Annotated in this window: 28 protein-coding genes; 18 read left to right on the forward strand and 10 right to left on the reverse strand. The window is 43.6% G+C overall.

Translation table 11 applies throughout. The features are described from left to right. Positions 1-457 precede the first annotated feature (457 nt). Positions 458-1954: a PH domain-containing protein gene (locus MHI54_RS09330; RefSeq protein ID WP_158221525.1), complete on the reverse strand. Its 1497-nt coding sequence runs from the start codon at positions 1952-1954 to the stop codon at positions 458-460. Beyond that, on the reverse strand, positions 1947-2474 hold the full coding sequence (locus MHI54_RS09335) for a PH domain-containing protein (RefSeq protein ID WP_095215813.1): 528 nt from the start codon (positions 2472-2474) through the stop codon (positions 1947-1949). Before MHI54_RS09335 ends, MHI54_RS09330 begins: the two co-directional genes overlap by 8 nt. Before the next feature lie 255 nt (positions 2475-2729). Between MHI54_RS09335 and MHI54_RS09340 the strand changes: the two genes are divergently transcribed. Then, a complete protein-coding gene (locus MHI54_RS09340; protein ID WP_095215814.1) occupies positions 2730-2876 on the forward strand; it encodes an aureocin A53 family class IId bacteriocin in 147 nt (48 codons plus the stop codon). A gap of 522 nt (positions 2877-3398) precedes the next feature. Here MHI54_RS09340 and MHI54_RS09345 read toward each other — a convergent pair. Beyond that, on the reverse strand, positions 3399-3698 hold the full coding sequence (locus tag MHI54_RS09345) for a DUF2089 family protein (protein WP_095215816.1): 300 nt from the start codon (positions 3696-3698) through the stop codon (positions 3399-3401). 197 nt (positions 3699-3895) lie between these two features. Here MHI54_RS09345 and MHI54_RS09350 point away from each other — a divergent pair, with 197 nt between their 5' ends. Both MHI54_RS09350 and MHI54_RS09355 read left to right on the forward strand, forming a co-directional pair. Further along, the gene (locus MHI54_RS09350) at positions 3896-4585 is read left to right on the forward strand and encodes a hypothetical protein (RefSeq protein WP_095215817.1); all 690 of its coding nucleotides are present in this window, start codon (positions 3896-3898) and stop codon (positions 4583-4585) included. Then, positions 4585-5535 carry an ABC transporter ATP-binding protein gene (locus MHI54_RS09355; RefSeq protein ID WP_095215818.1) on the forward strand — a complete coding sequence of 317 codons (951 nt, stop codon included), beginning with the start codon at positions 4585-4587 and terminating at the stop codon, positions 5533-5535. Before MHI54_RS09350 ends, MHI54_RS09355 begins: the two co-directional genes overlap by 1 nt. 275 nt (positions 5536-5810) lie before the next feature. Here the strand turns inward: MHI54_RS09355 and MHI54_RS09360 are convergent, their stop codons facing one another. Then, entirely contained in the window at positions 5811-6431 is a 621-nt protein-coding gene (locus MHI54_RS09360; protein WP_095215819.1) for a GntR family transcriptional regulator, read from the reverse strand. Between the two features lie 165 nt (positions 6432-6596). On the opposite strand from MHI54_RS09360, the gene garR reads away from it, so the two are divergent. The 7 genes from garR (at position 6597) to MHI54_RS09395 (ending at position 13199) form a co-directional block, all read left to right on the forward strand. Continuing rightward, positions 6597-7541 carry a 2-hydroxy-3-oxopropionate reductase gene (garR, locus tag MHI54_RS09365; RefSeq protein ID WP_255374708.1) on the forward strand — a complete coding sequence of 315 codons (945 nt, stop codon included), beginning with the start codon at positions 6597-6599 and terminating at the stop codon, positions 7539-7541. 55 nt (positions 7542-7596) lie between these two features. Beyond that, on the forward strand, positions 7597-8979 hold the full coding sequence (locus MHI54_RS09370) for a four-carbon acid sugar kinase family protein (protein ID WP_340082940.1): 1383 nt from the start codon (positions 7597-7599) through the stop codon (positions 8977-8979). A 60-nt stretch (positions 8980-9039) separates the two neighbouring features. Continuing rightward, positions 9040-10356, forward strand: a complete 1317-nt coding sequence (locus MHI54_RS09375; RefSeq protein ID WP_095215821.1) for a gluconate:H+ symporter — start codon at positions 9040-9042, stop codon at positions 10354-10356. Between the two features lie 23 nt (positions 10357-10379). After that, entirely contained in the window at positions 10380-11219 is an 840-nt protein-coding gene (locus MHI54_RS09380; protein WP_095215822.1) for a class II fructose-bisphosphate aldolase, read from the forward strand. Positions 11220-11393: 174 nt separating this feature from the next. Continuing rightward, a complete protein-coding gene (locus MHI54_RS09385; RefSeq protein ID WP_095215823.1) occupies positions 11394-11852 on the forward strand; it encodes a hypothetical protein in 459 nt (152 codons plus the stop codon). Between the two features lie 43 nt (positions 11853-11895). Then, positions 11896-12411 (forward strand): GNAT family N-acetyltransferase, encoded by a 516-nt coding sequence (locus MHI54_RS09390; protein ID WP_340081340.1) that lies wholly within the window; start codon positions 11896-11898, stop codon positions 12409-12411. Beyond that, on the forward strand, positions 12408-13199 hold the full coding sequence (locus tag MHI54_RS09395; RefSeq protein WP_340081341.1) for an HAD family hydrolase: 792 nt from the start codon (positions 12408-12410) through the stop codon (positions 13197-13199). Before MHI54_RS09390 ends, MHI54_RS09395 begins: the two co-directional genes overlap by 4 nt. Positions 13200-13239: 40 nt before the next feature. Here MHI54_RS09395 and MHI54_RS09400 read toward each other — a convergent pair whose 3' ends face one another. Together MHI54_RS09400 and MHI54_RS09405 are read right to left on the reverse strand one after the other, a co-directional pair. Beyond that, entirely contained in the window at positions 13240-14247 is a 1008-nt protein-coding gene (locus MHI54_RS09400) for an iron ABC transporter permease (protein ID WP_095215826.1), read from the reverse strand. After that, a complete protein-coding gene (locus MHI54_RS09405; RefSeq protein ID WP_198946041.1) occupies positions 14244-15245 on the reverse strand; it encodes an iron ABC transporter permease in 1002 nt (333 codons plus the stop codon). The genes MHI54_RS09400 and MHI54_RS09405 overlap by 4 nt, the downstream gene beginning before the upstream one ends. A gap of 111 nt (positions 15246-15356) precedes the next feature. Between MHI54_RS09405 and MHI54_RS09410 the strand changes: the two genes are divergently transcribed. Both MHI54_RS09410 and MHI54_RS09415 read left to right on the forward strand, forming a co-directional pair. After that, entirely contained in the window at positions 15357-16325 is a 969-nt protein-coding gene (locus MHI54_RS09410; RefSeq protein WP_233134981.1) for an ABC transporter substrate-binding protein, read from the forward strand. Between the two features lie 180 nt (positions 16326-16505). Further along, the gene (locus MHI54_RS09415) at positions 16506-17087 is read left to right on the forward strand and encodes a YjgB family protein (protein ID WP_095215828.1); all 582 of its coding nucleotides are present in this window, start codon (positions 16506-16508) and stop codon (positions 17085-17087) included. Between the two features lie 32 nt (positions 17088-17119). On the opposite strand, the gene MHI54_RS09420 is transcribed toward MHI54_RS09415, so the two are convergent. After that, the gene (locus MHI54_RS09420; protein WP_095215829.1) at positions 17120-17452 is read right to left on the reverse strand and encodes a hypothetical protein; all 333 of its coding nucleotides are present in this window, start codon (positions 17450-17452) and stop codon (positions 17120-17122) included. An 81-nt stretch (positions 17453-17533) separates the two neighbouring features. Here MHI54_RS09420 and MHI54_RS09425 point away from each other — a divergent pair, with 81 nt between their 5' ends. Continuing rightward, positions 17534-18280, forward strand: a complete 747-nt coding sequence (locus MHI54_RS09425; protein ID WP_095215830.1) for an SDR family oxidoreductase — start codon at positions 17534-17536, stop codon at positions 18278-18280. 74 nt (positions 18281-18354) lie between these two features. Here the strand turns inward: MHI54_RS09425 and MHI54_RS09430 are convergent, their stop codons facing one another. Both MHI54_RS09430 and MHI54_RS09435 read right to left on the reverse strand, forming a co-directional pair. Then, positions 18355-18996, reverse strand: a complete 642-nt coding sequence (locus MHI54_RS09430) for a DedA family protein (protein ID WP_095215831.1) — start codon at positions 18994-18996, stop codon at positions 18355-18357. A 17-nt stretch (positions 18997-19013) separates the two neighbouring features. Next, a complete protein-coding gene (locus tag MHI54_RS09435; protein WP_340081343.1) occupies positions 19014-19625 on the reverse strand; it encodes a helix-turn-helix domain-containing protein in 612 nt (203 codons plus the stop codon). A 116-nt stretch (positions 19626-19741) separates the two neighbouring features. On the opposite strand from MHI54_RS09435, the gene MHI54_RS09440 reads away from it, so the two are divergent. Next, entirely contained in the window at positions 19742-20386 is a 645-nt protein-coding gene (locus tag MHI54_RS09440; RefSeq protein WP_095215833.1) for a YoaK family protein, read from the forward strand. A 32-nt stretch (positions 20387-20418) separates the two neighbouring features. On the opposite strand, the gene MHI54_RS09445 is transcribed toward MHI54_RS09440, so the two are convergent. After that, positions 20419-21351 carry an LCP family protein gene (locus tag MHI54_RS09445; RefSeq protein ID WP_095215834.1) on the reverse strand — a complete coding sequence of 311 codons (933 nt, stop codon included), beginning with the start codon at positions 21349-21351 and terminating at the stop codon, positions 20419-20421. 155 nt (positions 21352-21506) lie between these two features. On the opposite strand from MHI54_RS09445, the gene MHI54_RS09450 reads away from it, so the two are divergent. The 4 genes from MHI54_RS09450 to MHI54_RS09465 all read left to right on the forward strand — a co-directional run bounded on the left by MHI54_RS09450 (position 21507) and on the right by MHI54_RS09465 (position 24585). Next, entirely contained in the window at positions 21507-21659 is a 153-nt protein-coding gene (locus tag MHI54_RS09450) for a hypothetical protein (RefSeq protein ID WP_340081344.1), read from the forward strand. Between the two features lie 211 nt (positions 21660-21870). Continuing rightward, positions 21871-22665, forward strand: coding sequence for a hypothetical protein (locus tag MHI54_RS09455; protein WP_095215835.1), 795 nt, complete (start codon positions 21871-21873; stop codon positions 22663-22665). 1 nt (position 22666) lies between these two features. Beyond that, a complete protein-coding gene (locus MHI54_RS09460; protein ID WP_095215836.1) occupies positions 22667-23062 on the forward strand; it encodes a thiol-disulfide oxidoreductase DCC family protein in 396 nt (131 codons plus the stop codon). 113 nt (positions 23063-23175) lie between these two features. Beyond that, a complete protein-coding gene (locus tag MHI54_RS09465) occupies positions 23176-24585 on the forward strand; it encodes a right-handed parallel beta-helix repeat-containing protein (RefSeq protein ID WP_340081345.1) in 1410 nt (469 codons plus the stop codon). Positions 24586-24735 lie beyond the last annotated feature (150 nt).

Below are 24735 nucleotides of genomic sequence, written 5' to 3' on the forward strand. Positions count from 1 at the left end.
TCGGATATATCAGCTATTATCAATTGATTTAGTTTTAGTGTAGTAAAGCGGATACATCTTATAAGGTATTACATAACCAAAGGGCAACATATAAATATTGTTGCCCTTCATTAATATGCACTTCTTTTAACCTTGTTTTCTTAAATGACCTCCATTTCTGTTTGTATTGATTTAGTATTAGAACCAGTCTGCTCATCGCTTTAAAGAAATCTTCGTATTTTCTCACTATGATTAGAGATATTCTCTCTTTACTCCTAGTTCTTCTTATTTAAGTGGAGCAATAGCCGTTTATGCAGTATTTTATTTATATTATATTATATGGATCCATTGGGAATAAGATATTTTGTGGTTTTGACCTGGATGGATACTTCTGCTAATAATCTTCTTATTATTATCTCCTGTTATTTCTTCATTATCTCTATCATTCCCTGACAATTTGGAATCCTCGGCTATATTGTCATGCAGTCAGTTTGCCTTTTCTGATAGCATCTGCTTTATACATAGTGTATAACTCTATGGATACTTTAAAAGGAACATCCAACATTCTGGTAGTCTTTGCAGGATTGGAGCGTGATACTACAGCAAAAGAAGATAGATTGAATATCCTTTGCATTAAGGTCTGTGAAAATCTTAATTCCTCCAATCTAGATCTGGAGGTGATAATAACAGTGCTCGACAATCTGCATTTCTTTAACTGAATACTATCTCCTTCAAAAGAATAGCCACTAAATAACCCACTTCGTATTTGACTAATCAGGATATAGGATACTAATACAAAAGCTACGTACCAAAAAGAAGGCAAGTAGAAGTATACTATTGCTATTGCTGCCAACCATAAGTAACTTGTTCGTATCAGCTTTGGGATTATAGACTTTTTAGGAACTGTAGTCATAACTTCATGTAGACGAAATTCGGGTAACATTTCTTCAATAAGGGATCTTGCTTTCTTCTCGTTAATAAAGGGAAACAGAACATTGGAGGTCTGGACTTCTTGATTATCACTGTCATTAGTGCTAATTATTCGTACTTTAACTAGACCGGTAAGTTTATTTAGTAATGAATATTTGATACTTACAGCTTGTATTTTGTGTTTTGGAATTGAAAAGTCTGTTTTATTTACTCTTCCCTTGCTGATAAAGATTCTATTTTGATCAGTAGCTACGGAAAAGTCACCATACTTAAGGTAAGTCTTAAGTACACCATACCCAGTGGATATGATAAGCAATGATAATATTCCCAAAGACATGAGCCACCAGCTACTTGTAAAGAAACTTACTACTTGTTCCACATTCAGTTGGACGGAAAATAACCTCTCTACATTTCCATAAAATGAATAAAGTAACGTAAAGAACAAAACAAGCTTTAAAGATGTAACTGATCCAATAATAATCTCCTTATTAGAGATTTGATAGATAGTTTTCCTTAAAGGATGCTTAAGAGTACTCATTTCTTGTTCTTCCGCATCTGGATTGTCTTTCAGTATAGAACCGTACTTAATTAAATTATGTTTAATCTCTTTTGAACTTTCATGAGTTAACATGTCTAATTTTACTGAGCTTTTATTATCATTTGCTCCTACGTCTAATAAAAGTATGGTTAATCCTAATAATCGATGGAAAAAAGGTGTATATTCATTTATACCTTGTATTCGTTGGAATGGAATGTGCCGGTCTATCTTTATAAAGCGACCACTCTTTATATGCAGCCCTTCATTATCAAAGAAGTATCCAAAATGCTTCCATTCTAGGACAATTGAGATAGCTTTATAAATACTATAAGCTGCAATAATCCATTTGACATTATCAAAAGGGAAAGGCGAAAACCTAGTTGTAGAGATAACCGATAAAAATATCGAGAAGAAGATTATCTCTCTCAGCGACCGGAGAGCTTTTAAACCCATCCATAATGGAGGGAGTCTTTTATAGACTGTTTCTGGATTGCTTATACTACCCATCGATATGCCTCGCTTCCCCATTGGAATTGGTTATATTCATTCCGGACAAGTCGGATATCAGTTGGCGAATGTGCTGGGCTTCTTGTTCAGGTAGCGCTGGGATTTCGTGTACATAAGCTATAGTACCAATTTTTAGAGTGGATAGATTATATCGTTTCAGCAGAGGGTGCTGATACGTGTTTACATAGTAGACCTTATTCATAGGGATGATTTTATAAGACTTCTTCAGGAAACGACCATATTTGAGTTGAATGCTGTTCTCGTTAACTTCATATCTCCAAGTCCTTTGCTTGAATTTTGGTATATAAAAGAACTCAATTATGAAGGAAAGTACTAAAAGGATAGTACCTAAAAGGAAAACAGTATCCCACCAATTAGGCCAATTATAAGTAGTCTTTAGAAGGTATAGTACTCCTAATATACAAAATACGACTGAATAGACGATAATATCGACTAATCTCCAATACTTGATTGCATACGGAGAAATTTTCTTGGAAGGTTCTTTAAGTGTTAAATGCATAGAAATCTCCCTTATAAATGTTTATACAGTGAAATTATAGCACCATATTTCTCCTAATAATGATAAAGAAAATATGAAGTTAAACAACCCACTTTTTACATTTAGTTAATAATATTCCAAAAAGAGGGAAAAGGGACTATTATGAAAGTACGAATTTAGATTATTTTGGAAAATGTTATTGTATTAAAGATTTTGCTGTTTTATATTGATTGTGCAAGCTTGCAAAATATTTGAAAAAAAGGAGAATGAAAAATTATGGGAGCAGCATGGGCGCTAATTTCAAGACTATCAGGGGCAGCATACAACTGGGCAGCAAAAAATATCGGCACAGTTTGGAACTGGATCAAAAACGGTGCTACTTTCGAGTGGATCAGCGATAAGATTGATTCCATCATTAACTAATACTTATTAAAAAAAGGGATAGAGTCGCAACCTCTATCCCTTTTCTATCTAATAAACAGTGGGCGCTGTTTATTAGCTTCCATACATATTCTTATTTAGGCCCCCACGACCAGAATAAGATTCGTCTCATACAGCTTACGCTTCAGAGAAGATATTGTATAGAAGAATGAAAACATGGGTGCACATATTATACTATAACTGTATTTCCATGTATATTCTTTTAAACAGGGAATATGACGTTCAAAGGTCTTTTGTTTTCATAATATCCATTTCCTTATGACGTCGTTTTTGAAGGGATTTTCTTCCTCTGACCCACTCTTCTATCAATAGGATTAATCCAATGATCAGTAGTACAACGAACATAGTGACACTTTCAAGTCTGTTTGTAATAAACATCCAAGACATTGCAGCAATAAATATTACAGGTATGAAAAAACCGAATATGAAGCCATTTCTAGTAGCCATAAAATATTGGATTGCTGACAAAACAAAGATTATGAGGAATACGGATAACTCAGGCATTTAAATCCCTTCCTTTTCGCTATTGTATTTTTGGATGATTAGTCGAGCATCTTCAAGTGTTATACGTTCTTCTATTGCTAATTTCTTTATAAAGCTAACCAACTCTTCAGATTCACTTTCTTCCACTAATTCAATTTTTTGTATCAGTCGATTCAATCTTAGCCGCACTGTTGGATAAGATACTTCATACGCTTTGGCTAAGTCCTTTAATGAACCAGAATTAAGGATGAACTTACGTATAAATTCAAGGTCTTCAGAATCCAACGATAAGATCCACGAAGGAACGTCCTTCTTGTTCATCTCTTTCCCCCCTTGGTTATAATAATAACACGATTTTAATAAAATTAAACATATTTTTATTATTTTGTTTAAAGTAATTAAGGTTTATCTTAACTTTATTCAAAAAACTCTGGATGTCATGTGAAGTATTTGATACCATATCCTTGAAAGTTCCCTTGGTGTTCCCATAAAAAAGTGTTTGAAGGAGGAAACTAATAATGTTAGCCGTTTGTTTCAGAGAATTTAAAAGTTTGTTCAAAAGCATACGTTCTTTAATCATAATAGGTGTTATCTTCGGTGTAACACTTGGCGCAGCCAAACTTGTCAGTTCATTTCAACGTCAACTTCAAGAATTGGGATTAGGTGATAGCGCATATGCAACAGGTCTATTGATCTTGATTCTCATAGCAAGCCCCCTCTTTGTATCCACTCTCACACACAGTACGATAAATGAAGAATTTAAATCCAGGACCATCAGGTTCATTGCGACAAAAACCTCAAGAGAAAACATTGTGATTGGTAAGTTTCTTGGGAATTTATTTTTTTGGATCGTTTGCTTATTCGTTGCCTTATTGTTAATTATCCCCTTCTCCAAGGCCTTTCACGTCCCGGAACTTATGCAATCCATCGTTTTTGTATCTTATTTTGTAGGATTGTCCTTATTGTTATCGACTCTTATTCCAAAACCCGGAGTGACTGGCTTTCTAGGAATGGCCATTGCGGTTGTCGTACCAATATTAGGTCTTTGGAGTATAGCATCTGAAAATATATTCCTTAAGATATATAGCTACATTACACCATACTATTTCTTCAGTCAGGATAATGACTTATATATCTATATAGTATTGATCTTCCCTATTATCTTTTTAGCTATAAGCCTATTCACAATTAGAAAGAGGGATTTATAATGTACGCAATAGAGACAAATAATCTCACAAAAAAGTATGGTGAAAAAACAGTCGTTAACCAAGTTAATCTAAAAGTCAAAAAGGGATCGGTATTTGGTTTTTTAGGTAAAAACGGTGCCGGTAAGTCTACATTGATTAACATGTTAACTGGTTTAGCAATCCCTACTTCAGGAACTTTCAAATTAAATTTGAATGATTCAGGTTCGAAAAAGAAAGTGCAGGCTAAGGTGGGAGTAATGCCGGATTATTCATCTTTCTACGATGATTTATCCGCATTAGAACATCTAAGGTATTTCAGCAAGATCCTGGGAGTGAAAATGAAGAAAGAGGAATATATTAGACTGCTTGAAATGGTTGGTTTAGAAAGCGACACCAAGCTAAAGGTCAAAAAGTTTTCTTTTGGTATGAAGAAAAAGCTGGGGATTGCACAGACCTTATTAAATAATCCCGATATCATCTTCTTGGATGAACCAACATCCGGAGTTGATGCTAATTCTGTTTTGACTATACATTCTCTTATAAAAGATATATCAAGTGATGGTACTACGGTGTTCCTAACATCACATAACTTAGACGAGGTCGAGAAATTATGTGATGAGATATCTATAATGGACAAAGGTGCTATAAAGCTACAAGGGAGTATCGATTCCTTAAAAAAGGAATTCCAAAAAAACCTAACTGTTACCGTTAAGCACGGCCATATACCTGCGCAGCATAAAGATAACTTAAAGCATAAACTAGATTCCCTTGCATCAAACGTAGAGTGGGAGGAAGAATACGTAAGGTTTGTAGTAGCGGAAGAGAAAAAGATTTCTTCCATAAATCGTTTATTTACTGGATTGGATGTAGACGTATATCGAATTCAGGTATATGAACCGTCATTAGAAGAGATATTCCTGAATACGGGAAAAGAAGAAACTGTTCCTTTAAGATCTCATCATGCTGTTTAATCCAAAAATTTATCATCGCTGTAAACAACAGCTATGTTAACCAGGGTTAAAAGAACAATAGGCCTGCCCGCTGGTTGCTCCCTACATTGGCACTTAGAGTTGTTTAAGTGCTTGGAGCCGTTCGGCGGTCGTTTGTTTGAAGGATATTATCTGGAGTGAGCAGCAGGGCTTTGCATCACTATCTGCCACGGTAAGACGAAAACGAAGAAATTCCTGCAATGGGCTGCTCTATCATTGTAATGCAAATAGAACCGCAAATTCGCGGTTCTATTTTTTTAATTTTGACTATCGATGAGATGCAGGCAGAAGTCGAGATCTTTTTCCAAATGCTGTTTCATTAATTCCTCTGCACGTTCTGGCTGCCGGTCCTTTATCGCTTGGAAAATATCTTCATGCTCCTCAATCAGAAAAGGGCGGTTGTAAAATACCACGGTCTTACGGAATAAGTAAATGATGCTTTGCATGCGGTTGATTGTATCGATCAGTCTGTCGTTGCCGCTGGTTTGGACAATGATCTGATGGAATCTTTCGTTGGCATCCATGATTTCATCATAGGATCCGGTTTTTCCTGTTTCCACACAATCCGCCAATGTCTCCAATTGATCTGCGGAAGAATAGGTCGCCGCACAGCGTGCGCTGTATCCTTCCAAAAGCATGCGAACCTGAAAAATATTCCGCAGATCTTTATCAGTCGGCTTTACTACTTTTTTATTGATGATCAGCCCTTCATATTCCAATCTTTTGATCGCATCACGGATTGGCGTTCGGCTGAAACCGAGATCAGCTGCCAGCTTTTCTTCCGTGATTTTTTCACCGCTTTGCAGCTGACCGTTCAATATCTTGTCCCGTACCATTTCATAAGACTGCTGCACGGCTTTTTTCTTATCCATATTCATCTATCTCCACCTTAAGTTTTCCCATTCGGATAAAATCTGCAGGGTTTACCCTCATCATAACAAATCCTGATAAAAAGACAAATGCACCAGAATGCAAAACGAAAATAACAAAATTGTATACAATTTCTTGATTAAATGTATACAAAATAATATAATTATGTTTAAATTGAGAATGCAAACGTATTCAATACTTTTTTTGGAGGCGAACAGATCATCATGGAATCAAACATAGGCTTTATTGGACTTGGGATTATGGGGAAACCGATGGCATTGAATTTAATAAAAGCAGGTCAAAATGTAACCGCTTTTGATATTAATAAGGCTGCTGTCGAACAGCTGGCAGAAGCAGGAGCAAAACCAGCTCTGTCCATCCAGGAAGCAGTAGAAAACAATGATGTCGTGATTACGATGCTGCCTAGCGCAAAGCATGTAAAGGATGTCGTTTTGGGAGAAAACGGTGTAGCTTCATTTGCCAAAGCGGGCTCGATTGTGATCGATATGAGCTCACTATCCCCGGTTGACAGCGTGGAAATCGCAGCTGCATTAAAGGAAAGGGACATACATATGATGGACGCGCCAGTCAGCGGAGGAGAGCCAAAAGCGATAGATGGAACCCTCTCCATCATGGTAGGGGGAAAAGAGGCGGATTTCACAGCAACCAAGCACATCTTTGACATCATCGGAGCTGAGACCGTCCTGGTAGGAGATAACGGCAGCGGCGCAACCGCAAAGCTTGCAAATCAAATAATTGTGAACTTGAATATCGCAGCCATGTCCGAGGCGCTTGTACTGGCAGCAAAAGCAAATATCGATATAGAGAAAATGTATCAGGCAATCAGAGGAGGCCTTGCTGGCAGTGCGGTACTTGATGCGAAGGTACCATTGATTCTCGATCGCAACTTCAAACCAGGCGGCCGGATCGATATCAATCTGAAGGACATCACCAATGTCATGGATACTGCGCACAGTATCGGTGTTCCGCTTCCGCTTACAAGTCAGCTGCTGGAGATTTTCCATGCACTGAAAGCAGACGGAAAAGCAACGGATGACCATGGCGGCATTGTGCAATATTACGAGAAGCTTGCCCATGTAGAAGTAGGGAGGAAGTAACATGATGGCCGAGCAAACCGAGCGTCACGTCGATGAGCTGAAGCGACTTAAGGAAATGGATGATACAAAGGCGAAGCAGCTGCTGGATGAGGCACTGCAATCATTTAACAAGAAAATCATCGTATTGGATGATGACCCGACAGGGGTACAGACCATCCATGATATTTCCGTGTACACCGATTGGACGGCAGAAAGTATTCGTGCCGGGTTTAAAGAAGCAAACAGCATGTTCTTTATCCTTACGAATTCCAGAGCCTTCACTGCGAAAGAAACAGAGCAAGTGCATCAGGATATCGCTGCTGCCATCGCGCAGGTTGCCAAAGAGGAAGGTAAAGACTATATCATTATAAGCCGCGGGGATTCCACCCTGAGAGGCCACTATCCGCTGGAAACGGAAGTCCTGAAGCAGACGGTGGAAAAAGTAAGCGGTGACAAGTTCGATGGAGAAGTCATCTTTCCTTTCTTCAAGGAGGGAGGCCGCTACACGCTTGATGATATCCATTATGTCCAAAATGAGAACAGCTTGATTCCGGCTGGTATGACCGAATTCGCCAAAGACCGGACATTCGGCTTCACACATTCCCATCTCGGTAAGTGGGTGGAGGAAAAGACAGAAGGAAGATATCAGGCGGATAAGGCTACCTATCTATCACTGGATGAAATCCGGGCCATGGATATTGACGCACTTTTGGAGAAGTTATTGCAGGTGGAAGACTTCAATAAAGTCATTATAAATGCAGTCGATTACGCAGATGTGCAGATAGCTGTGACTGCCCTGATCCGCGCCATGAATGCGGGCAAGAAATTTATGTTCCGCACAGCAGCATCGCTGACAAAAGTAATCGGCGGGGTTTCTGACCGGGCGCTTTTATCAAAGCAGGATCTGATTGAAGAAAATGAGAAAAATGGCGGGCTTATTTTGGTAGGCTCCCATGTGAAGAAAACCACCCAGCAGCTCGAACAGCTAAGGAAATTGGATGGACTTCACTTCATCGAATTCAATACGCATTTAGTATTGGAGGAAGAGGCTTTCGGCAAGGAATTCAATCGCGTGCTGAAAGAGGCGGAATCGCTTATCAAACAGGGAAGAACAGTTGCTGTTTATACCCGGAGGGAACGTTTGGATCTTGGTCCGGATAAAAAAGAGGAAGAATTGCAGCTCTCAGTGAAAATCTCCAAAGCTGTCACTAGTATCGTGACTTCCTTGAGCGTACGTCCTAAATTCATTGTTGCCAAAGGCGGCATTACTTCCAGTGATATCGGTGTGAATGGCCTGGCGGTTAAACGGGCAACAGTGGCAGGGCAGATCAAGCCTGGTATTCCGGTATGGGTAACTGGAAGGGAAAGCAGATTCCCAGGCATCGCTTATGTGATCTTCCCGGGCAATGTGGGCGAAGTCACTACCTTAAGAGAAGTAATAGAGGAACTGGCGTACTAATATCAAGGGCAGTGCATTTCCGTAATGGGATGCACTGCCTAACAACCAAGGAGGTACATCATGCCAATTGTATACATATGCATCGGAGTGGCACTTCTGCTGCTGCTTATCACAGTCTTTAGGTTAAACGCTTTCATATCACTTGTGATTGTGGCGCTATTGGTAGGCATCATGGAAGGGATGCATCCTATTGAAGCCCTGGAGTCAGTAAAAAATGGGATTGGTTCTACGCTTGGGGACCTAGCCCTTGTATTGGGATTTGGAACCATGCTTGGAAAGCTGATGGCTGATTCTGGCGGAGCCCAGCGGATTGCGGATACATTGATTGCGCGTTTTGGACAAAATAAAGTCCAGATTGCGTTAGTCATTACAGCATTCATCGTAGGAATTGCTATGTTCTATGAAACCGGATTCATCGTCATCATCCCGCTCGTATTCACAGTGGCGATTGGCGCCAATCTACCGGTTTTATACATTGGAATGCCTGTTGCAGCGGCATTGATCACGGTGCATGGATTCGTTCCTCCTCATCCCGGACCGACTGCCATTGCTGTTATCTTTGATGCAAACATCGGCATCATGCTCTTGATTGGTCTGATCATAGCCATCCCATCTATTTTTATAGGCGGTGTGCTTTATACACGTATGTTTAAAATGGAAAATCTGCAAAGCGATATTCCTAAGAAACTATTCAACTCAAAACGGCTGGCAGATGATGAAATGCCAGGATTCGGAATCAGTATCTTCACCGCGCTGATCCCGGTCATTCTAATGTTCATCTATGCATTCATGGAGATTTTCTATCCTGATTCCAGTTTATTGGAGTATGTCGGATTCATAGGAGACCCGTCTATTGCATTGTTGATTGCTGTCATCCTGGGAGTGTTCACCTTTGGCTTGAATAATGGACGCTCGATGGAAGATGTCATGAACACGATAGCGGAATCGATTGCTTCCATTGCGATGATTCTATTGATCATCGGGGGCGGCGGTGCGTTTAAGCAAATTTTGATTGATAGTGAAGTAGATAAGTATATTGCAGGCTTCATGGAAGGATCGGGATTTTCACCGATCATCTTGACATGGCTGATTGCGGCGGTTCTCCGGGTTTCGCTGGGATCGGCAACTGTTGCCGGGCTCACAGCGGCCGGAATTGCGGCCCCATTGGCAGGTGCCGGTGCAAGCCCTGAATTAATGGCATTGGCAGCCGGTGCCGGAAGCATCACCTTCTCCCATGTCAACGACGCTGGTTTTTGGATTTACAAAGAGTACTTTAATTTGTCAATCGGCAAGACCATCAAAACCTGGTCTGTCAGCGTTACAATCATCTCGGTTGTCGGCCTGCTATGCATTTTATTATTGGATTTGTTTATGTAATAGCCTAAGGAAGGAAGATCAATATGTTATTGGATACAAAAGCAATGCTGCAGGATGCACAGAAAAACGGTTATGCTGTCGCAGCCTTTAATGTATATAGTCTGGAAACGGTTCAGGCTGCCATAGCGGCAGCCGAAGCAGCTGGCAGTCCAGTGATTATCGCATTGGGGGAGCGGTATGTGCCAGCGGTCGATATAGATGGATTTGCCGAAATGGTAAAAGGCCTGGCGCGCAAAAGCTCCATTCCGGTAAGTTTGCATCTGGATCATGCCTATGAAAAAGAAACGATCATCCGGGCAATACGCGCTGGGTTTGATTCTGTCATGTATGACGGATCGAAACATGACTTGGAAAATAATATAAAATATACAAAAGAGATAGTGGAGATAGCCCATTTAGCAGGAGTATCGGTGGAAGCGGAAATCGGCTCGATGGCAAGAGGGGCATTTTCTGATGAGGAAGAAGGAACGGGGGCACTGACTGATCCGAAGTTAGCAGAGGAGTTTGTCGAAGCTACTGGTGTCGACTTCCTGGCTGCAGCCATTGGGACGGTTCACGGGATGTATCAAGGAGAGCCGAATATTGATCTGGATTTACTCGAAGATATCAAAAAACGTGTTGATATTCCGTTGGTGCTGCACGGTGGATCTGGCACTCCTCAGGAAACGATTCGAAAGACGATCAACTCAGGGATTTGCAAGATAAACGTCAATACGGAAGTTTCCATAGCTGCTGTTAAACGCTTGAAAAGCCTGTTAGCGAAGGAAGATACCATGCATCTATCGGTTGTGATGGAAGCTATACAATCCGAAATCCAGCCTGTCATGGAGAGATTTATCAAGCTATTTGCGAATGATAAATAAGCGTGCGTAAAAAGGAATGACTCTGATATGAATTTTTCGGGGTCATTTCTTTTTTTATGCTATGCTTTTCCTGACAGTTGACAGTATGAAAAAAGATTTATTCTGTATTGTAAGAAAAAACAGAAACTAAATGATGGAAGATTTCGTTTAAACTAAAAGAATGGAGGATTGGTGATGAAGATTGGAAGAAAAGGCTTCACTTATGTGAGCGGTGTCCTGTTTATCGGTCTTGTGTCGTTTCTTGTCTTTCAATGGAAAGATGGTCGATCCGAACCCGCACCGCCTGTTTTGCAGGTGCAAGCTGGTGAAGAAATGATCACAGCCAAGCAAGGTGGTTACTGCTGGAATGAAAGAGGCAAAGCTGTTTGTGCAGATGCGCGGGACCCTTCAGAAGATCTTGATGAAGAACAAGTCTTAAGTATTGGATCCGGAGGGAATGCCGAGCTGAAATTTGACAGTCCGCCAGAAGCCATGGAAATGGAGATGAAAAGAGAAGGTGGAGAATGGGAAAAACAAGCAGTGACGGATTTGCAGCTGAAACTTCCAGAACGTAAAGGCAACTATGTATACCGGATAGCCGGGCAGTGGAATCAGGGAGACGTCAGCTATGCTTTTCAGGTGAAAACAGAGTAGGTGAGGATCATGAATATCGATCATCCGAGGGGAGAAAGGGCCTATGAAAACAAGAAAATTGACTGCCGCAGATGCAGAAGCGTATTGGGAACTAAGATTACTAGCATTGCAAGATCATCCTGATGCATTCAGTACCTCCTATGAGGATGCGATAAAACAGGAAGATCCAATCGGGAGGGTGAAAGGTAATTTGGAAAGCCCGGATGCAGAAACCTATGGAATCTTCAAGGAGGGCAAAATTGCCGGCAATGCAACGCTGAGATATGAGACACCTGTGAAACTGCGGCATCGTGCGGATTTGGTGGGGGTTTATCTAGCACCGGAAATACGGGGGAAAGGCTATGGCAAAATGCTTATCACAAAAATGTTCCAGGCTGCCCGTGGACGAGATGGCATCGAGAAGATAAATCTGGCAGTGGCAGACACGAACCCAGCAGCCAGGCATGTATATGAGCAGGCGGGCTTCAAACCATTTGGTGTTGAAGAAAAAGCTTTGAAAATGGGAGATACATATATATCGGAAATTCACATGACTTTGGTTTTGGAGGATGACAAATGAATTTTATCTTCGATTTGGATGGCACTATCTGCTTTAAAGGAAGACCTGTCACACAGCACATAATGGATACGCTGAAAGACCTTGAACAGAATGGACATCAAGTGATTTTTGCATCGGCAAGACCGATCCGGGATCTGCTCCCTGTCATTGATCATCACTTTCACTCCATTACGCTGATAGGAGGCAATGGCTCCTTGATCTCTAAAGGCGGGAAGATAATTTTCTCCCATGCATTTTCGCCCGTTCAATTGCATGCGATGGAGAGAGTGATAGAAGCCTACAAAGCCAGTTACTTGATAGATGGAGAGTGGAACTATGCCTATACAGGCGATCCAGCGCATCCCCTGAAATCGAGGGTCGATCCGGATGGTCTGGCTGAAGAAGTAAAATTGGAGGATCTCGAACAGGTAGTTAAAATTCTCGTTCTGGATTCTGCCGATCAAGAACAGGTGGCTTCAAAGGCAGAAAAGCTGGGACTTCGCGTCCATCGTCATCAGGGTGAAGGCATCGTGGACATCAGCCCTCCCGGCATTGATAAGTGGAGTGCCATCCAAGAAGCGGGGATCAAGGAAAAAGAATATATTGCTTTTGGCAATGATGCAAATGATGTCGAAATGTTCCGGCATGCCAAGTATGCCGTCATGATCGGGAAGCATGAAGAACTGGCGCATTATGCAGATGCAGCTATTCCGCTTGATGAAGCTTGTGAAGAGGGAATTGTGGCGATGCTGAAGGATTTGGCTGCCAACACCGGCAGGAAAGGTCAAAGAGAAGACGTACAAGCCTAAAGGAAACAATCAAAGAATGAAACTCTGGATTTGCAGAGGTTCATTCTTTGATCAACAAATAAATGAAATAGGGGGCACCTATCGCCGAAACAACCAGTCCGATCGGAATCTCCGAAGGCGCCAGGATCGTCCGCGATAATGTATCGGCTACGAGCATGATGAGCGCGCCGATGAGTGCACAGATCGGGAGCTGATGCTTGTGATTCGGTCCGACGATCCGTCTGGCCAGATGAGGTGCAACGAGCCCGAGGAATGTGATGGCACCTCCTGCTGCCACGCAAGCTCCTGCCAGTGCGACGGCAAGGAGCAGCAGGAGAGTCCGTTCCCTTTGAACCGGAGCCCCGACGCCGACGGCGAGTTGGTCACCGAGCGTCAGCACGTTCAATGCTTTTGCTTTGAAAATGGCAAATGGAACAAGTATGACGATCCATGGCAAGAGCGCCAGCACATAATTCCAGCTCGTCTGCCAGATGCTGCCGTTGAGCCAGATGGTCGCCTGGGTGAAATCCTTCGGGTCCATCATGAGCTGAAAGACGATGATCAGCCCGCCGAATGCTGCGTTTACACCGATACCGACAAGGATGAGCCGGACGGGAGAGACACCTTTTTTCCAAGCTAATGCGTAGATGAGGCTTGCTGCCAGGAAGGCACCTGCAAACGCAAATAGAGGCATGATGAATACCTGCAGGCTGCCTGTACCAGCCAACTTTTCTTGAAAGAAGAAAATATAGAGGACGACAGCGAAGCCCGCGCCGGCATTGATTCCAAGTATACCAGGGTCAGCCAGACCATTTTGGGAAACGCCCTGCAGGATGGCACCTGCAATACCCATTCCGATACCGATCAATAGGGCAATCACCATGCGCGGCAGACGGAAATCGAATAATATCACGTCATATGATCCATCCCCTGTTCCGAGCAGGGTCTTTACGACATCTGCTGGTCCGATGGGGATCGTCCCAGTATTCAAGCTGATAAAAAATATAATAAGGATGGCAGCGATGATTCCGGCTGCTACCAGACTTGTCTTCTTCACAGAATGTATCATATATTCCTACCCTCCCGGCGAGCTAGATAAATGAAGAATGGTACGCCGATCAGTGCTGTGAGGGCACCGACTGGTGTCTCGAAGGGTGGATTGATCATTCGGGATGCAATATCGGCAAAGTTCAGCAAAAGGCCGCCTAAAACAGCCGAGCATGGAATGATCCAGCGATAATCCGGGCCGACAAGGAAGCGTGTGATATGCGGAATGACCAACCCGATGAAGCCAATCGTGCCGCCGACAGAGACAGCAGCACCAGTCAAAATGAGCACGACCAGGACACCAGCTGCTTTTACCAGACCTGTCTTCAGGCCAAGACCTGTCGCAACCTCTTCCCCCAGACTGAGTGTCGTGACGGATCCGCTGATGAAAAATGCCAGAATCAGGCCGATTGCTGCAGCTGGAAACAGCAGTTTCACTGTCTCCCACTGCACATTCGCTACACCGCCTGCATACCAGAAGCTCAAATCCCGTGCAACATCGAAGTGTAATGCCAGTGAATTGGAGAACGCCCCGAGCAGGGCAGTGACAGCAGTCCCTGCCAATGCCAGTTTCACAGGCGTCAATCCAGTCCTTGCCAGCAAACCGATACCGAAAACAAGCCCCAGGCCCAGGCCGGAACCGGCAAAAGCGAATAGAAGCAGATTCACGTTGGAAATGCCGGGGAAAAAGACAAGCGCAATCGCAATCATGAACGTTGCACCCGAAGTCACCCCCATGATTTGCGGGGAAGCCAGCGGGTTGCGAGTCATGCCTTGCATGATGGCGCCGGATGCTGCGAGCATGGCGCCGATAAGAATCGCCGCCACTGTACGGGGCAGACGGACCCGGTGAATGATTTGATGGGATGTATCGGAAGCATCATAATGGAAAAAACTATTCCATACCGTGCCGAGTGAAATATCCGATACACCGGATATGATGGATAAGCCTATGGAAAATAAAAGCAGGGCAGTGCCTGCGATTAGTATGATCATGCCAATGAGTCTGCGTGCTTGCATCGTCAACCCGCTTTCTAGCTCTATCAAAACAGTGTCATGGTGCTTGTAAATGAAAATGAGAATTGTTATCATCTATTAGAAGATCATAACATAAACCAAGAGGTGAGTCCCTTGTTCAAAAGAAAGAGCATGCTTTTACTGCTGGCGGTCTTCGCCAGTGTTGTATTCATTATAACAGGTTGCGGCAATAACGATTCAAGTGATAATGCCGAAAATGACGCTTCCGATAAAGGAAGTGACGAAACACGTACGGTGACGGATGCAATGGGGCATGAAGTGGAGATTCCTGCCGATCCTAAAAATGTACTGGCGTCCTATTTGGAGGATAATCTGGTGGCCCTTGGTATCACTCCAGTGGCGCAGTGGTCTGTCAATAATGGCGAACCTCAAGGATATTTGCAAGACAGTCTGAAAGATGTACCGACGATCGACTCCACGCTTCCGTTCGAAGCAGTAGCAAGTTTCAAGCCTGATTTGATCATCATGGATTCCGCTTCCATGGTGGAAGGCGATAAATACGAGCAGTACAATAAAATTGCGCCGACTTATGTAATGGGTACGGAAGAAAACGGCGACTGGCGCAAAGAACTGCAGACAATGGGTGAAATCTTCGATAAAAAAGATGAAGCACAAAAAGTTCTGGATGACTACGACGCTAAAGCGGCAGATGCCAAAGAAAAAATCCAAGGTGCGATCGGCGATGAGTCAGCTGCAGCTATCTGGCTTTCGGGCGGTCAGCTTTATATCGTAAACGATAACCTATCCAGCGGCGCGGTGCTTTATGGCGATCTGGGCATCACTGTTCCAGAAGGTGTCAAAGAAATCTCCGAAAGCGCAACAGCGAACTGGAACCCCGTTTCCCTGGAGCAATTGGCTGAAATGGATGTCGACCATCTGTTCTTGATCAATAGCGATGAAGGCGATGGCTCTGAAATCCTTGACGATCCGCTACTAGCAAACGTACCGGCAATCAAGAATGGCAATGTGTATAAATATGACAAAGACACAAGCTGGCTGTATACTGGACCGATCGCAAACGAACAAATCATCGACGATGCGGTTGAAAGCCTCGTGAAGTAAGGAAAAGCTTCTCCCCTTTTAGGGGAGAAGCTTTTTTAATGTCTGGTTTGTTGTCGAATCAACAATCTACATGCTGAATTTTGCCACTATAAATGTCGAATCACATATCAAGGACTGCCGGTATGTTTCATAGCACGCCTATCGCGGAAAACATAACTACACAAAAAGGAGGCATGCTGTATGGCAAGAAGGAATCCAGCACGAAAGGCAGCGGTGAGTGTTATTTGCGCAGGAGCTGTGCTGGGAGCTGGGAGCTTCATGATTCCAGGTGCGGTAGCTGTAAATGCAAAAGCGAAGGAAGCAGTTCATTCTTCCCGAACGAATGAAGCAGCCGTTGAAACGCTACAGGCCATTTATACACAGGCATATGAAGGCTCTTCCATCGGAGTGGCAGGCAATTTTGCAATAGGTGAATCGACAAGGACAGATGTTGTGGATAGGCTTGGTGAACCTTTCTTATCCGATACCTTTGATACGTATCATGCAGAGATGGGGAATCCCGGGTTCAGTTTTGCATACAATGAGGATGGCATATTGAATGAAATCCGCTATCTCGGAACTAATGTGGAGCGGCAAACGAATCTAGGCAGCATTACACCTGCCGTACTGGAAGAGCAGCTTGGCAAGGCAGATGCTATCACTTCTATTTCAAAGACGGATCAGCATAAGTATCTATATGAAGCTGGTGGCTTTGAGCTGGAATTCATTGTGAATGATGAGACACTACAAGTTGACCACGTAAATCTAGTACCAAATAGTTAAGCAAAGCAGGTAGTTAAGCAAAGCAGGAGGATTCACTCCTGCTTTTTTGCTGTTCGGATCAGGTATTGCGATGGCAGGATGAGCGTTCCGATCATTGTTGCCGTGAGAAGTAAAATACTCGGATGTGCATTCAGGAAAATATCCAGCGCGGTGCAAATGGCCGCTCCCAAGAGGAAGAAATCATATGCAGAGAATCCCTGTGATTCGCTGCTGGTCCAGCCGATGACATAAAGGGGAACGATGAGAGAAGCCCACATATCACTATGCGTGAATTCGAATCCATACATAGCTTTATAAAGAAGCCAGCTATAAATAGGGGTTGCCAGGGCGAGACTGCCGAGTGTAAACAAGAGTTGTTTTTTCAATGAAAGTCTCCTTCCATACAGGATTTCCTTTCATTTTACCCGAAATATGTAAAGGGATGGTAAAAAAGGAGGGGATATTGTATGGCTAAGATAGCTATTGTTACGGGTGTTTCCTATCCGCGCTCCATCGGTACGGCGGTGTGCCGCAGATTGGCTGAACAAGGTTCGGATATTTTCTTTACATATTGGCAGGCAGGCGAGACTTGGCCTGATCAGTTCAGGAATGAAATCAGGGAAGCCGGTGTCAGATGTGTTGGAATGGAAGTGGATTTGGAGCGAGCAGATGCTGCCGAAGCTATTTTGCAGGACGTACAGCTGCAGTTAGGCGTGCCGGCTATTTTGATAAACTGCGCTGCTTTTTCGGAGACAGGTGATTATGAGGAATTCGATGCTTTTCAATTAGATCGCCACTATGCTGTCAATATGAGGAGTGTTTTTTTGCTTTGTACGGGATTCGCTAAATTGTTCAAGCAGCTAAAACCTGCTGGCAGGGGAAGCATTGTCAACCTGACATCAGGTCAAAGCCGGGGACCGATGCCAAATGAGCTGGCATACATCGCAACAAAGGGCGCGATTACTGCATTCACTCAATCACTATCAGCTGACTTGGCATCGGTGGGAGTCAATGTGAATGCGGTGAATCCCGGGCCGACAGACAGTACGTGGATGACGGACGATATACGGGAGCATCTGCTTTCTCGTTTTCCGATGGGGAGAATCGGTGAACCGGATGATGCAGCAAGGCTGATTGGCTTTTTGGTCGGGGAAGACGGATATTGGGTGACAGGACAGGAGCTCCACTCGGAAGGCGGATTTATGCGAAGCTGAAAAAAGAGGAAGAATTGGATGCTCTCCGGGATTTCGGAGAGACATCCATCCGAAGCTTCTCCGCTTAATGGAACTTATATATGCTGATCTCCATTTAATTCTTCTGATTCTTTCTTCCTGCGCTGGATTAACTTCCAAATTACAAATCCACTGCCGGCCACAGCAATAAATGCTAACATGCCATATTTATAATAATCGAGGTAAATTTCCAATCGAGTCCATGATGCTCCGACCCATACCCCTAACAAGACGACGATGGAATTCCAGATTAATGTTCCGGCAGCAGAGAAGAGAAGGAATATCCCAAAATGCATTTTGGCCATACCAGCGGGAATGGAAATCAAACTCCTGACCAGCGGGATAAAGCGGCAGAGAAAGACAGCCCATATATCATACTTCTCGAACCAAGCTGCTGCTTTATGCAAATGAGCAGGATCAAGCCGCAGCCATTTGCGATTTTTTTCTATCCAATTCGAAAGTTTGTCTATATCAAAGAGCGTTCCGATCCAATACAAGATCGAGGTGCCAATCAACGCTCCGAATGTAGCCGATAGTATCACGAAAATTGGATTCAGACTGGAGGAAGCCGCCAAAAATCCCCCAAACAGCAGGGTGACTTCAGATGGAAGCGGCGGAATCACAATCTCTATCATCATCAAAAGGGTAATGGCAGGATAACCATAGGCTGCCATCAATTCATTCATCCATGATTCCAAGCAGGCAACTCCCTTTGCTATTTATTTGCATTCATCATAGCGGTTTGGACAACAAGTGTATCGTCTAGATAACCAAACGGAAAGATATAATCAGGCAGCACATCTATTGGATTGATAAAATATAGTAAAGCTGCACCGAAAAGTACTAATTCCTTTTTGGTTCCAATGCCGGAACTGAATTTATAAAACATTTGCTTTAGGTCATTTACCAGTTTACCGGCGCTTCCGACGGATTTAATCTTTTCATTGAATTTATCTTCGATGATTTGTTTTCCGCCGTCGGTAAGGGCGATTTCCTTATATTCAGCCAGTTGATTCTGTAATCTCTCTGTCGTAAAGGATGGATCGGCTTGTTTACACAGAGCCTCCAGATGCTGTTCTGTCTGGATTGTTTTATTCTCGTCGAGAAAACCGGCAGCACGCATCAGATCCTCAAGGGAAACATCCAGTACTTCACTGAACTTTTTCAAATGATTGACAGTCACTTTCCGTTTGCCATTCAGTATCTTGGATATGATTGCTGCATCAATTGCAGTCCGCCTGCTCAATTCGCGGATGGATATTTTTTTTTCCTTAAGTAACATACGCAGAAGATTCTCTATACCAGAAATATCTTTATTCATGTCCATGAAGGTATCTCCTCTTTCCGGGATCTTATTTTATTACCCTACAAGGATGTTGACAATTTGTCAATAGATGCGGTAGAACGGTATAGGGCAGAAAGAAAAGGAAAGAAGGAATCAAGATGGATATTAAACGGGATCATATCACCATCATGCTCTTATGTGCTTTATCGGGTGTAATAGATGTACTAGGTTATATTGGTCTATCACACGTGTTTACTGCCAACATGACAGGAAACATTGTATTGTTGGGTATTGGAATCGGTGATGCAAGGCAGGCGGTTTTGAGCAATGCTGCCATTGCATTGGCGGGGTTCGTCATAGGGATTGCCGCTACTGTTCTCGTCCAAAAAAAGAACGGTACTTCAAGAAATATTTTATTCTGGGAGTTCATTTTGCTTTTATTGGTTGCGGCGATGATACTGTCGATCCCGATCAGCGGAGGTCTCTCATCAGTCATTCTTCTGCTGTTAAGCACAGCCATGGGAATGCAGACGATAGCGGGAAGGAACCTCAAGATAGCCGGGCTTTCTTCTACTGTATTGACGAGTACACTTGCAGCTTTTGTAGAGGGACTTATAGGTATAGGAAAAACCAAAAAACTTTCGTTGGACACATATCTTAGAGGAGGCGCCATTCTCCTTTACTTAGTCGGTGCAGCGGCAGGCAGCTTCAGCGAAAGAATCATCGGCTTGAATACGATATGGCTGGGTGTGGTGCTGCTGGCGATTATACTGTTGATTCAAAGGAAACATACGCATCAATAAGAAAGAAGAAGATCCAAAAGGATCTTCTTCTTTTATTTGCTGATGCTGTCCTGTATGGCAGTTATCTCATCTTCGGGCACTATCAAGTAATAGATTCCATCGATTTTTGTACCGTCGCCTCTCATTTCATGCTCATGGACAGACTTGCGAACGTTGCGATAATCCGCAAACAAATGACGCATGGACGCCAGGTTTATATTGGTCTGCACGTTTTTGCCGAGGACATCCAGCAGGTCATCGATTTTACTGACGGATTTGATATTGGCGCCTTTGTCGATGACGGCTTCAATCACCTGACGCTGTCTGGCATTCCGTCCAAAATCTCCATCAGGGTCTAAATGGCGCATCCTTGTGTATCCCAATGCTTGCTGGCCGTCCAAGTCAATCTGCCCCTTTTTGTAATGGTAGCCTTTCTTATAGAAACCTTCATCGTACCAATCCAGGTTGTTTTCCACTGTTACACCGCCTACTGCATCGACCAGATCTGCCAGACCTTGCATATTGATCTCTACGAAATAATCGATATCAATGTCCAGCAAGTTTTCGACGGTTTCCACGGACATGTCGACCCCGCCAAAAGCATAGGCGTGATTGATCTTGTCAACTGTACCGTGCCCGATGATCTCTGTCCGTGTATCACGCGGGATACTTACCAGGTCCATGGACTCGGAATCCGGATCCAGTGACATAAGCAGTAAGGCATCAGACCGCCCAGAGTCGAATTCCCTTTCATCGATGCCAAGTAAAAGGATATTGATTCTTTCTTTGTTCTTGATCTTCTCTGATGTGACGCCCTCATCGATCGCTGCCGAGTCTTTCTGGATGCCATCCACTGTCTGTTTCACATCCCTTGCAGTTAAAAAGAGGAAGGTACCAGCTCCAATTACTATGACCAGGAGGATGAGTATGATATACCTGCCTATCCGTCGCCTCTGCTTCCGTTCCTTATGTCGTTTCTTTTCCATTTTCGTACCTCCTGACCATTACAAGGTACGCTGTTGTTGACGATTTGTCAACAACATGTATAGATATGACCGAAAGGGAGATACTAAACCTATCCCACTAAATAACCGCTGATTACTTCCCAGCAACTGACCTGCCCGAGAAATCGAAGGGGGGAATGTCTGCTATGAAGGAATGCCCGACAAATCCGAAACAGCCTAAGGACGATTTGCCTCTTATCCTTGCCATCCTCACTGTCATACCTGCCGCTTGCAATCAGCTACTAGATGCTGCCCATAAATTCTTCAAGTTATTCCAGCTGTTTTCCTAAAGGCAAAACCGCAGAGCTCCGCGTTCTGCGGTTTCTATTTATTCATACAGAATTTAACACTATATCCACGGTTCCTGCTACAATTAGGGAAAAGGAAAGATTTTATGCATTAGTTCGGACCGCAGGCTGTCGGGAAGATGACAGTCGGACAGGAACTGGAGAAACAGCAAGGATCATTTGCTAGTATCCTTTTTGGTTTAGGGGGAGGAAAATGAGGATCAGGCATAAGTTTGGAGCGGGGGTTCTGCTTGTCGGTTTGTTTTCTTTATATATGGGCTTTCATTTGAGAGACTTCTTTGGAGTTGCGGCTGACAATCCATTAAACGTTTGGGTATCTGGTGCGTTTATTTATGCTGTTTATATGAGTCCGTTCATTTTTATATATGGAATATCCATCTCTTGGTTGATCGGGAAAAAGGTACAGCCCATCGATGCGAAGCAAACAGGACTTTATCTCATTTTGCATGGGCTGGGCGGACTGCCTTTTGCAGCCTTGAGCCTTTCTTCAAAAAGTACAGCTGTGTTTTTGCTTGCTGCAGCTTTGGGTGCATTTTTGGCAGTGGTGTTTGCTTTGTTTGAGCTTGGTCTTGGGTATATCACAAAGAAAGGGCGCATTGGCTGGTTAGTGGTGTATGTTCCTTTTCTGGCGTTTTCGACGATCCTGATCATTGGTCAGGTGCTGTCGGTGCCGCCGGAGGTCAAGGAGGAAGGGACTGAACCGGGGTATTCTGCCAGTGAGGCTGTTAAATACGTTACACAGCAGCATGGACAGGGAGAAAACGGGGGATTCCCGGCAGAAGCCGGCCATGTGGAACAATGGGAGCTTTTCGGGGAGCGTTTTACGAGAGAAACGGTTATCGAAAGCTTACAAGGGGAAAAAGATACATACTATGTAACATTGGTGGAAAAAAATCTGGATCGGCAGGAAGTCTATAAGACAACCTACATGACGAAGGAAAATGAGTTGCTGCTGCATGACAGAGTGACTGAAAAAGAGGAGGGATAATATGTGCAAGGAGGCGATCATCCTCTTTGATGGTGTATGCAATCTCTGCAACAACAGTGTCCAATTCATCATCAAGCATGACAAGGGAGCCTATTTTAAATTTGCTTCCCTCCAAAGCGATTTCGGAAGTCGGCTGAGAGAAGCAAAGCAAATTCCAGATGGGATCGACAGCATCCTATTTGCAGAGGGTGACAAGGTATATACGCAATCCAGCGCAGTTTTGCGTATTGCCCGCCGTCTGGATGGAGCTTGGAAATTAGCTGGGGCTGCTTTGTTCATCCCGCGTCCCATCCGTGATTCGATCTATCGGTATATAGCTAGGAATCGCTATCGCTGGTTCGGAAGGCAGAATCAATGCATGCTGCCATCTCCAGAATTAAAAAAGCGATTTTTATGATAATAAAGATTTTATTAAGATTTCGCTCTAGCTCCTATACAAATCGACCGATGACGGGTATCATACTAGCAGTAGCCAAGAACGGCAAATATTGCATAGAAAAGAGTCGGCAAATGAGATTATCGATACTGGTCGCAATCGTACTGTGCCTGATCGGTGCGGGCATCTATTCGATTGCAGCAAACAACAAGAAGGAAGTGGAAGCGGTGACCGCTCCGGAACAGCTATTCGTCGCCACTGATGGGGATGATGAGAATGAGGGAACCAAGGAGAAACCTCTTCGCACGATTCAGGCAGCCGTGGATCAGGCCGCAGCTGGTACGACTGTCTACATTCGCAAGGGAATCTATAAGGGTGGATTTGATGTTACCAATAGCGGAACGAAGGAAGAGCCATTGGTCATCCGCAACTATGAAAATGAAGAAGTGGTCATCAGCGGCGAAGGACAGACGACGGATGAAGATGCGGCGTTGATCAATGTCGATAGCAAACGCTACATTACGATTCAGGGACTGACCCTTCAGGATTTGACGGCGGATTCACCTGACTATGCCGTGATGGGTATTTATGTATCGGGTAATAGCTCTTATATCAATATCATTCAAAATCACATCCATCATATAGGGAATACGGCAGATGAAGGCAATGCCCATGGTATAGCGGTATATGGAACTGGCAAGATGGAACAAATCCGCGTCATGGACAATATTGTGGAGGAGCTGACACTGGGAGCCAGTGAAGCGGTTGTCCTGAATGGCAATATCGATGGTTTTGCTGTTACGGGCAATACGGTCCGCCATAATAACAACATCGGAATCGATCTGATAGGCTATGAAGGGGTAGCGGAAGATCCAGAGGCTGATTATGTCCGAAATGGAACGGTCCAGGGGAATGTGGTCCATGATAACTCTTCCTATGGTAATCCGGCATATGGGGAGGATTATTCCGCAGGGGGAATTTATGTGGATGGTGCTAAAAATATCAAAATCAAGGCCAATACCGTTTTCCGCAATGACTTGGGTATCGAAGCGACTTCCGAGCACCAAGGACGTTACGCAGAAAACATCCTGATCACGGAAAACGAAGTGTATGAGAACAACTATACAGGTATTTCGATAGGCGGCTATGACGAAGAGCGCGGAGGAACCAAAGACTCATCCATCACCTATAATGTCCTTTATAAAAATGATACAAAGGATCTTTATGGCGGTCAGCTGCTTTTGCAGCATGATATCAGGGATAACGACATTTCACATAATGTATTCACAGCCAGCAAAACAGGCTTGTTCATTTCCAATGACTTCCAAACGAACCACAACACAACCATGAACCGGAATGTCTACGATAAGGACAAGGAAAACAGCTGGGTATGGAAACAGCAGGAATACAATGATTTTGGCAGTTATCAGCAGGCGACGGGCCAGGAAGAGGATTCTGCCTATATAGAAGTGCATTACATGGATGCCTCCAGTAAAGATTTCAGCTTGAAGGAAGGAACGACTGCACATGCAGTCATAGATTGAATGGAACCTGCATGCTTCGGCATGCAGGTTTTTTTCGTGCAAGGGTTGTGGAATGATGATGGTCGTGCCTTTTTAATGATAGGATGACGGCTGCGTAAATATTCTTCTGTTTTTGTAGTGATTTTGTAAACGTGTACAAATGATGAGGAG

Origin of the sequence: Terribacillus sp. FSL K6-0262 (assembly GCF_037977385.1) — a bacterium.
GTDB lineage: Bacteria > Bacillota > Bacilli > Bacillales > Amphibacillaceae > Terribacillus.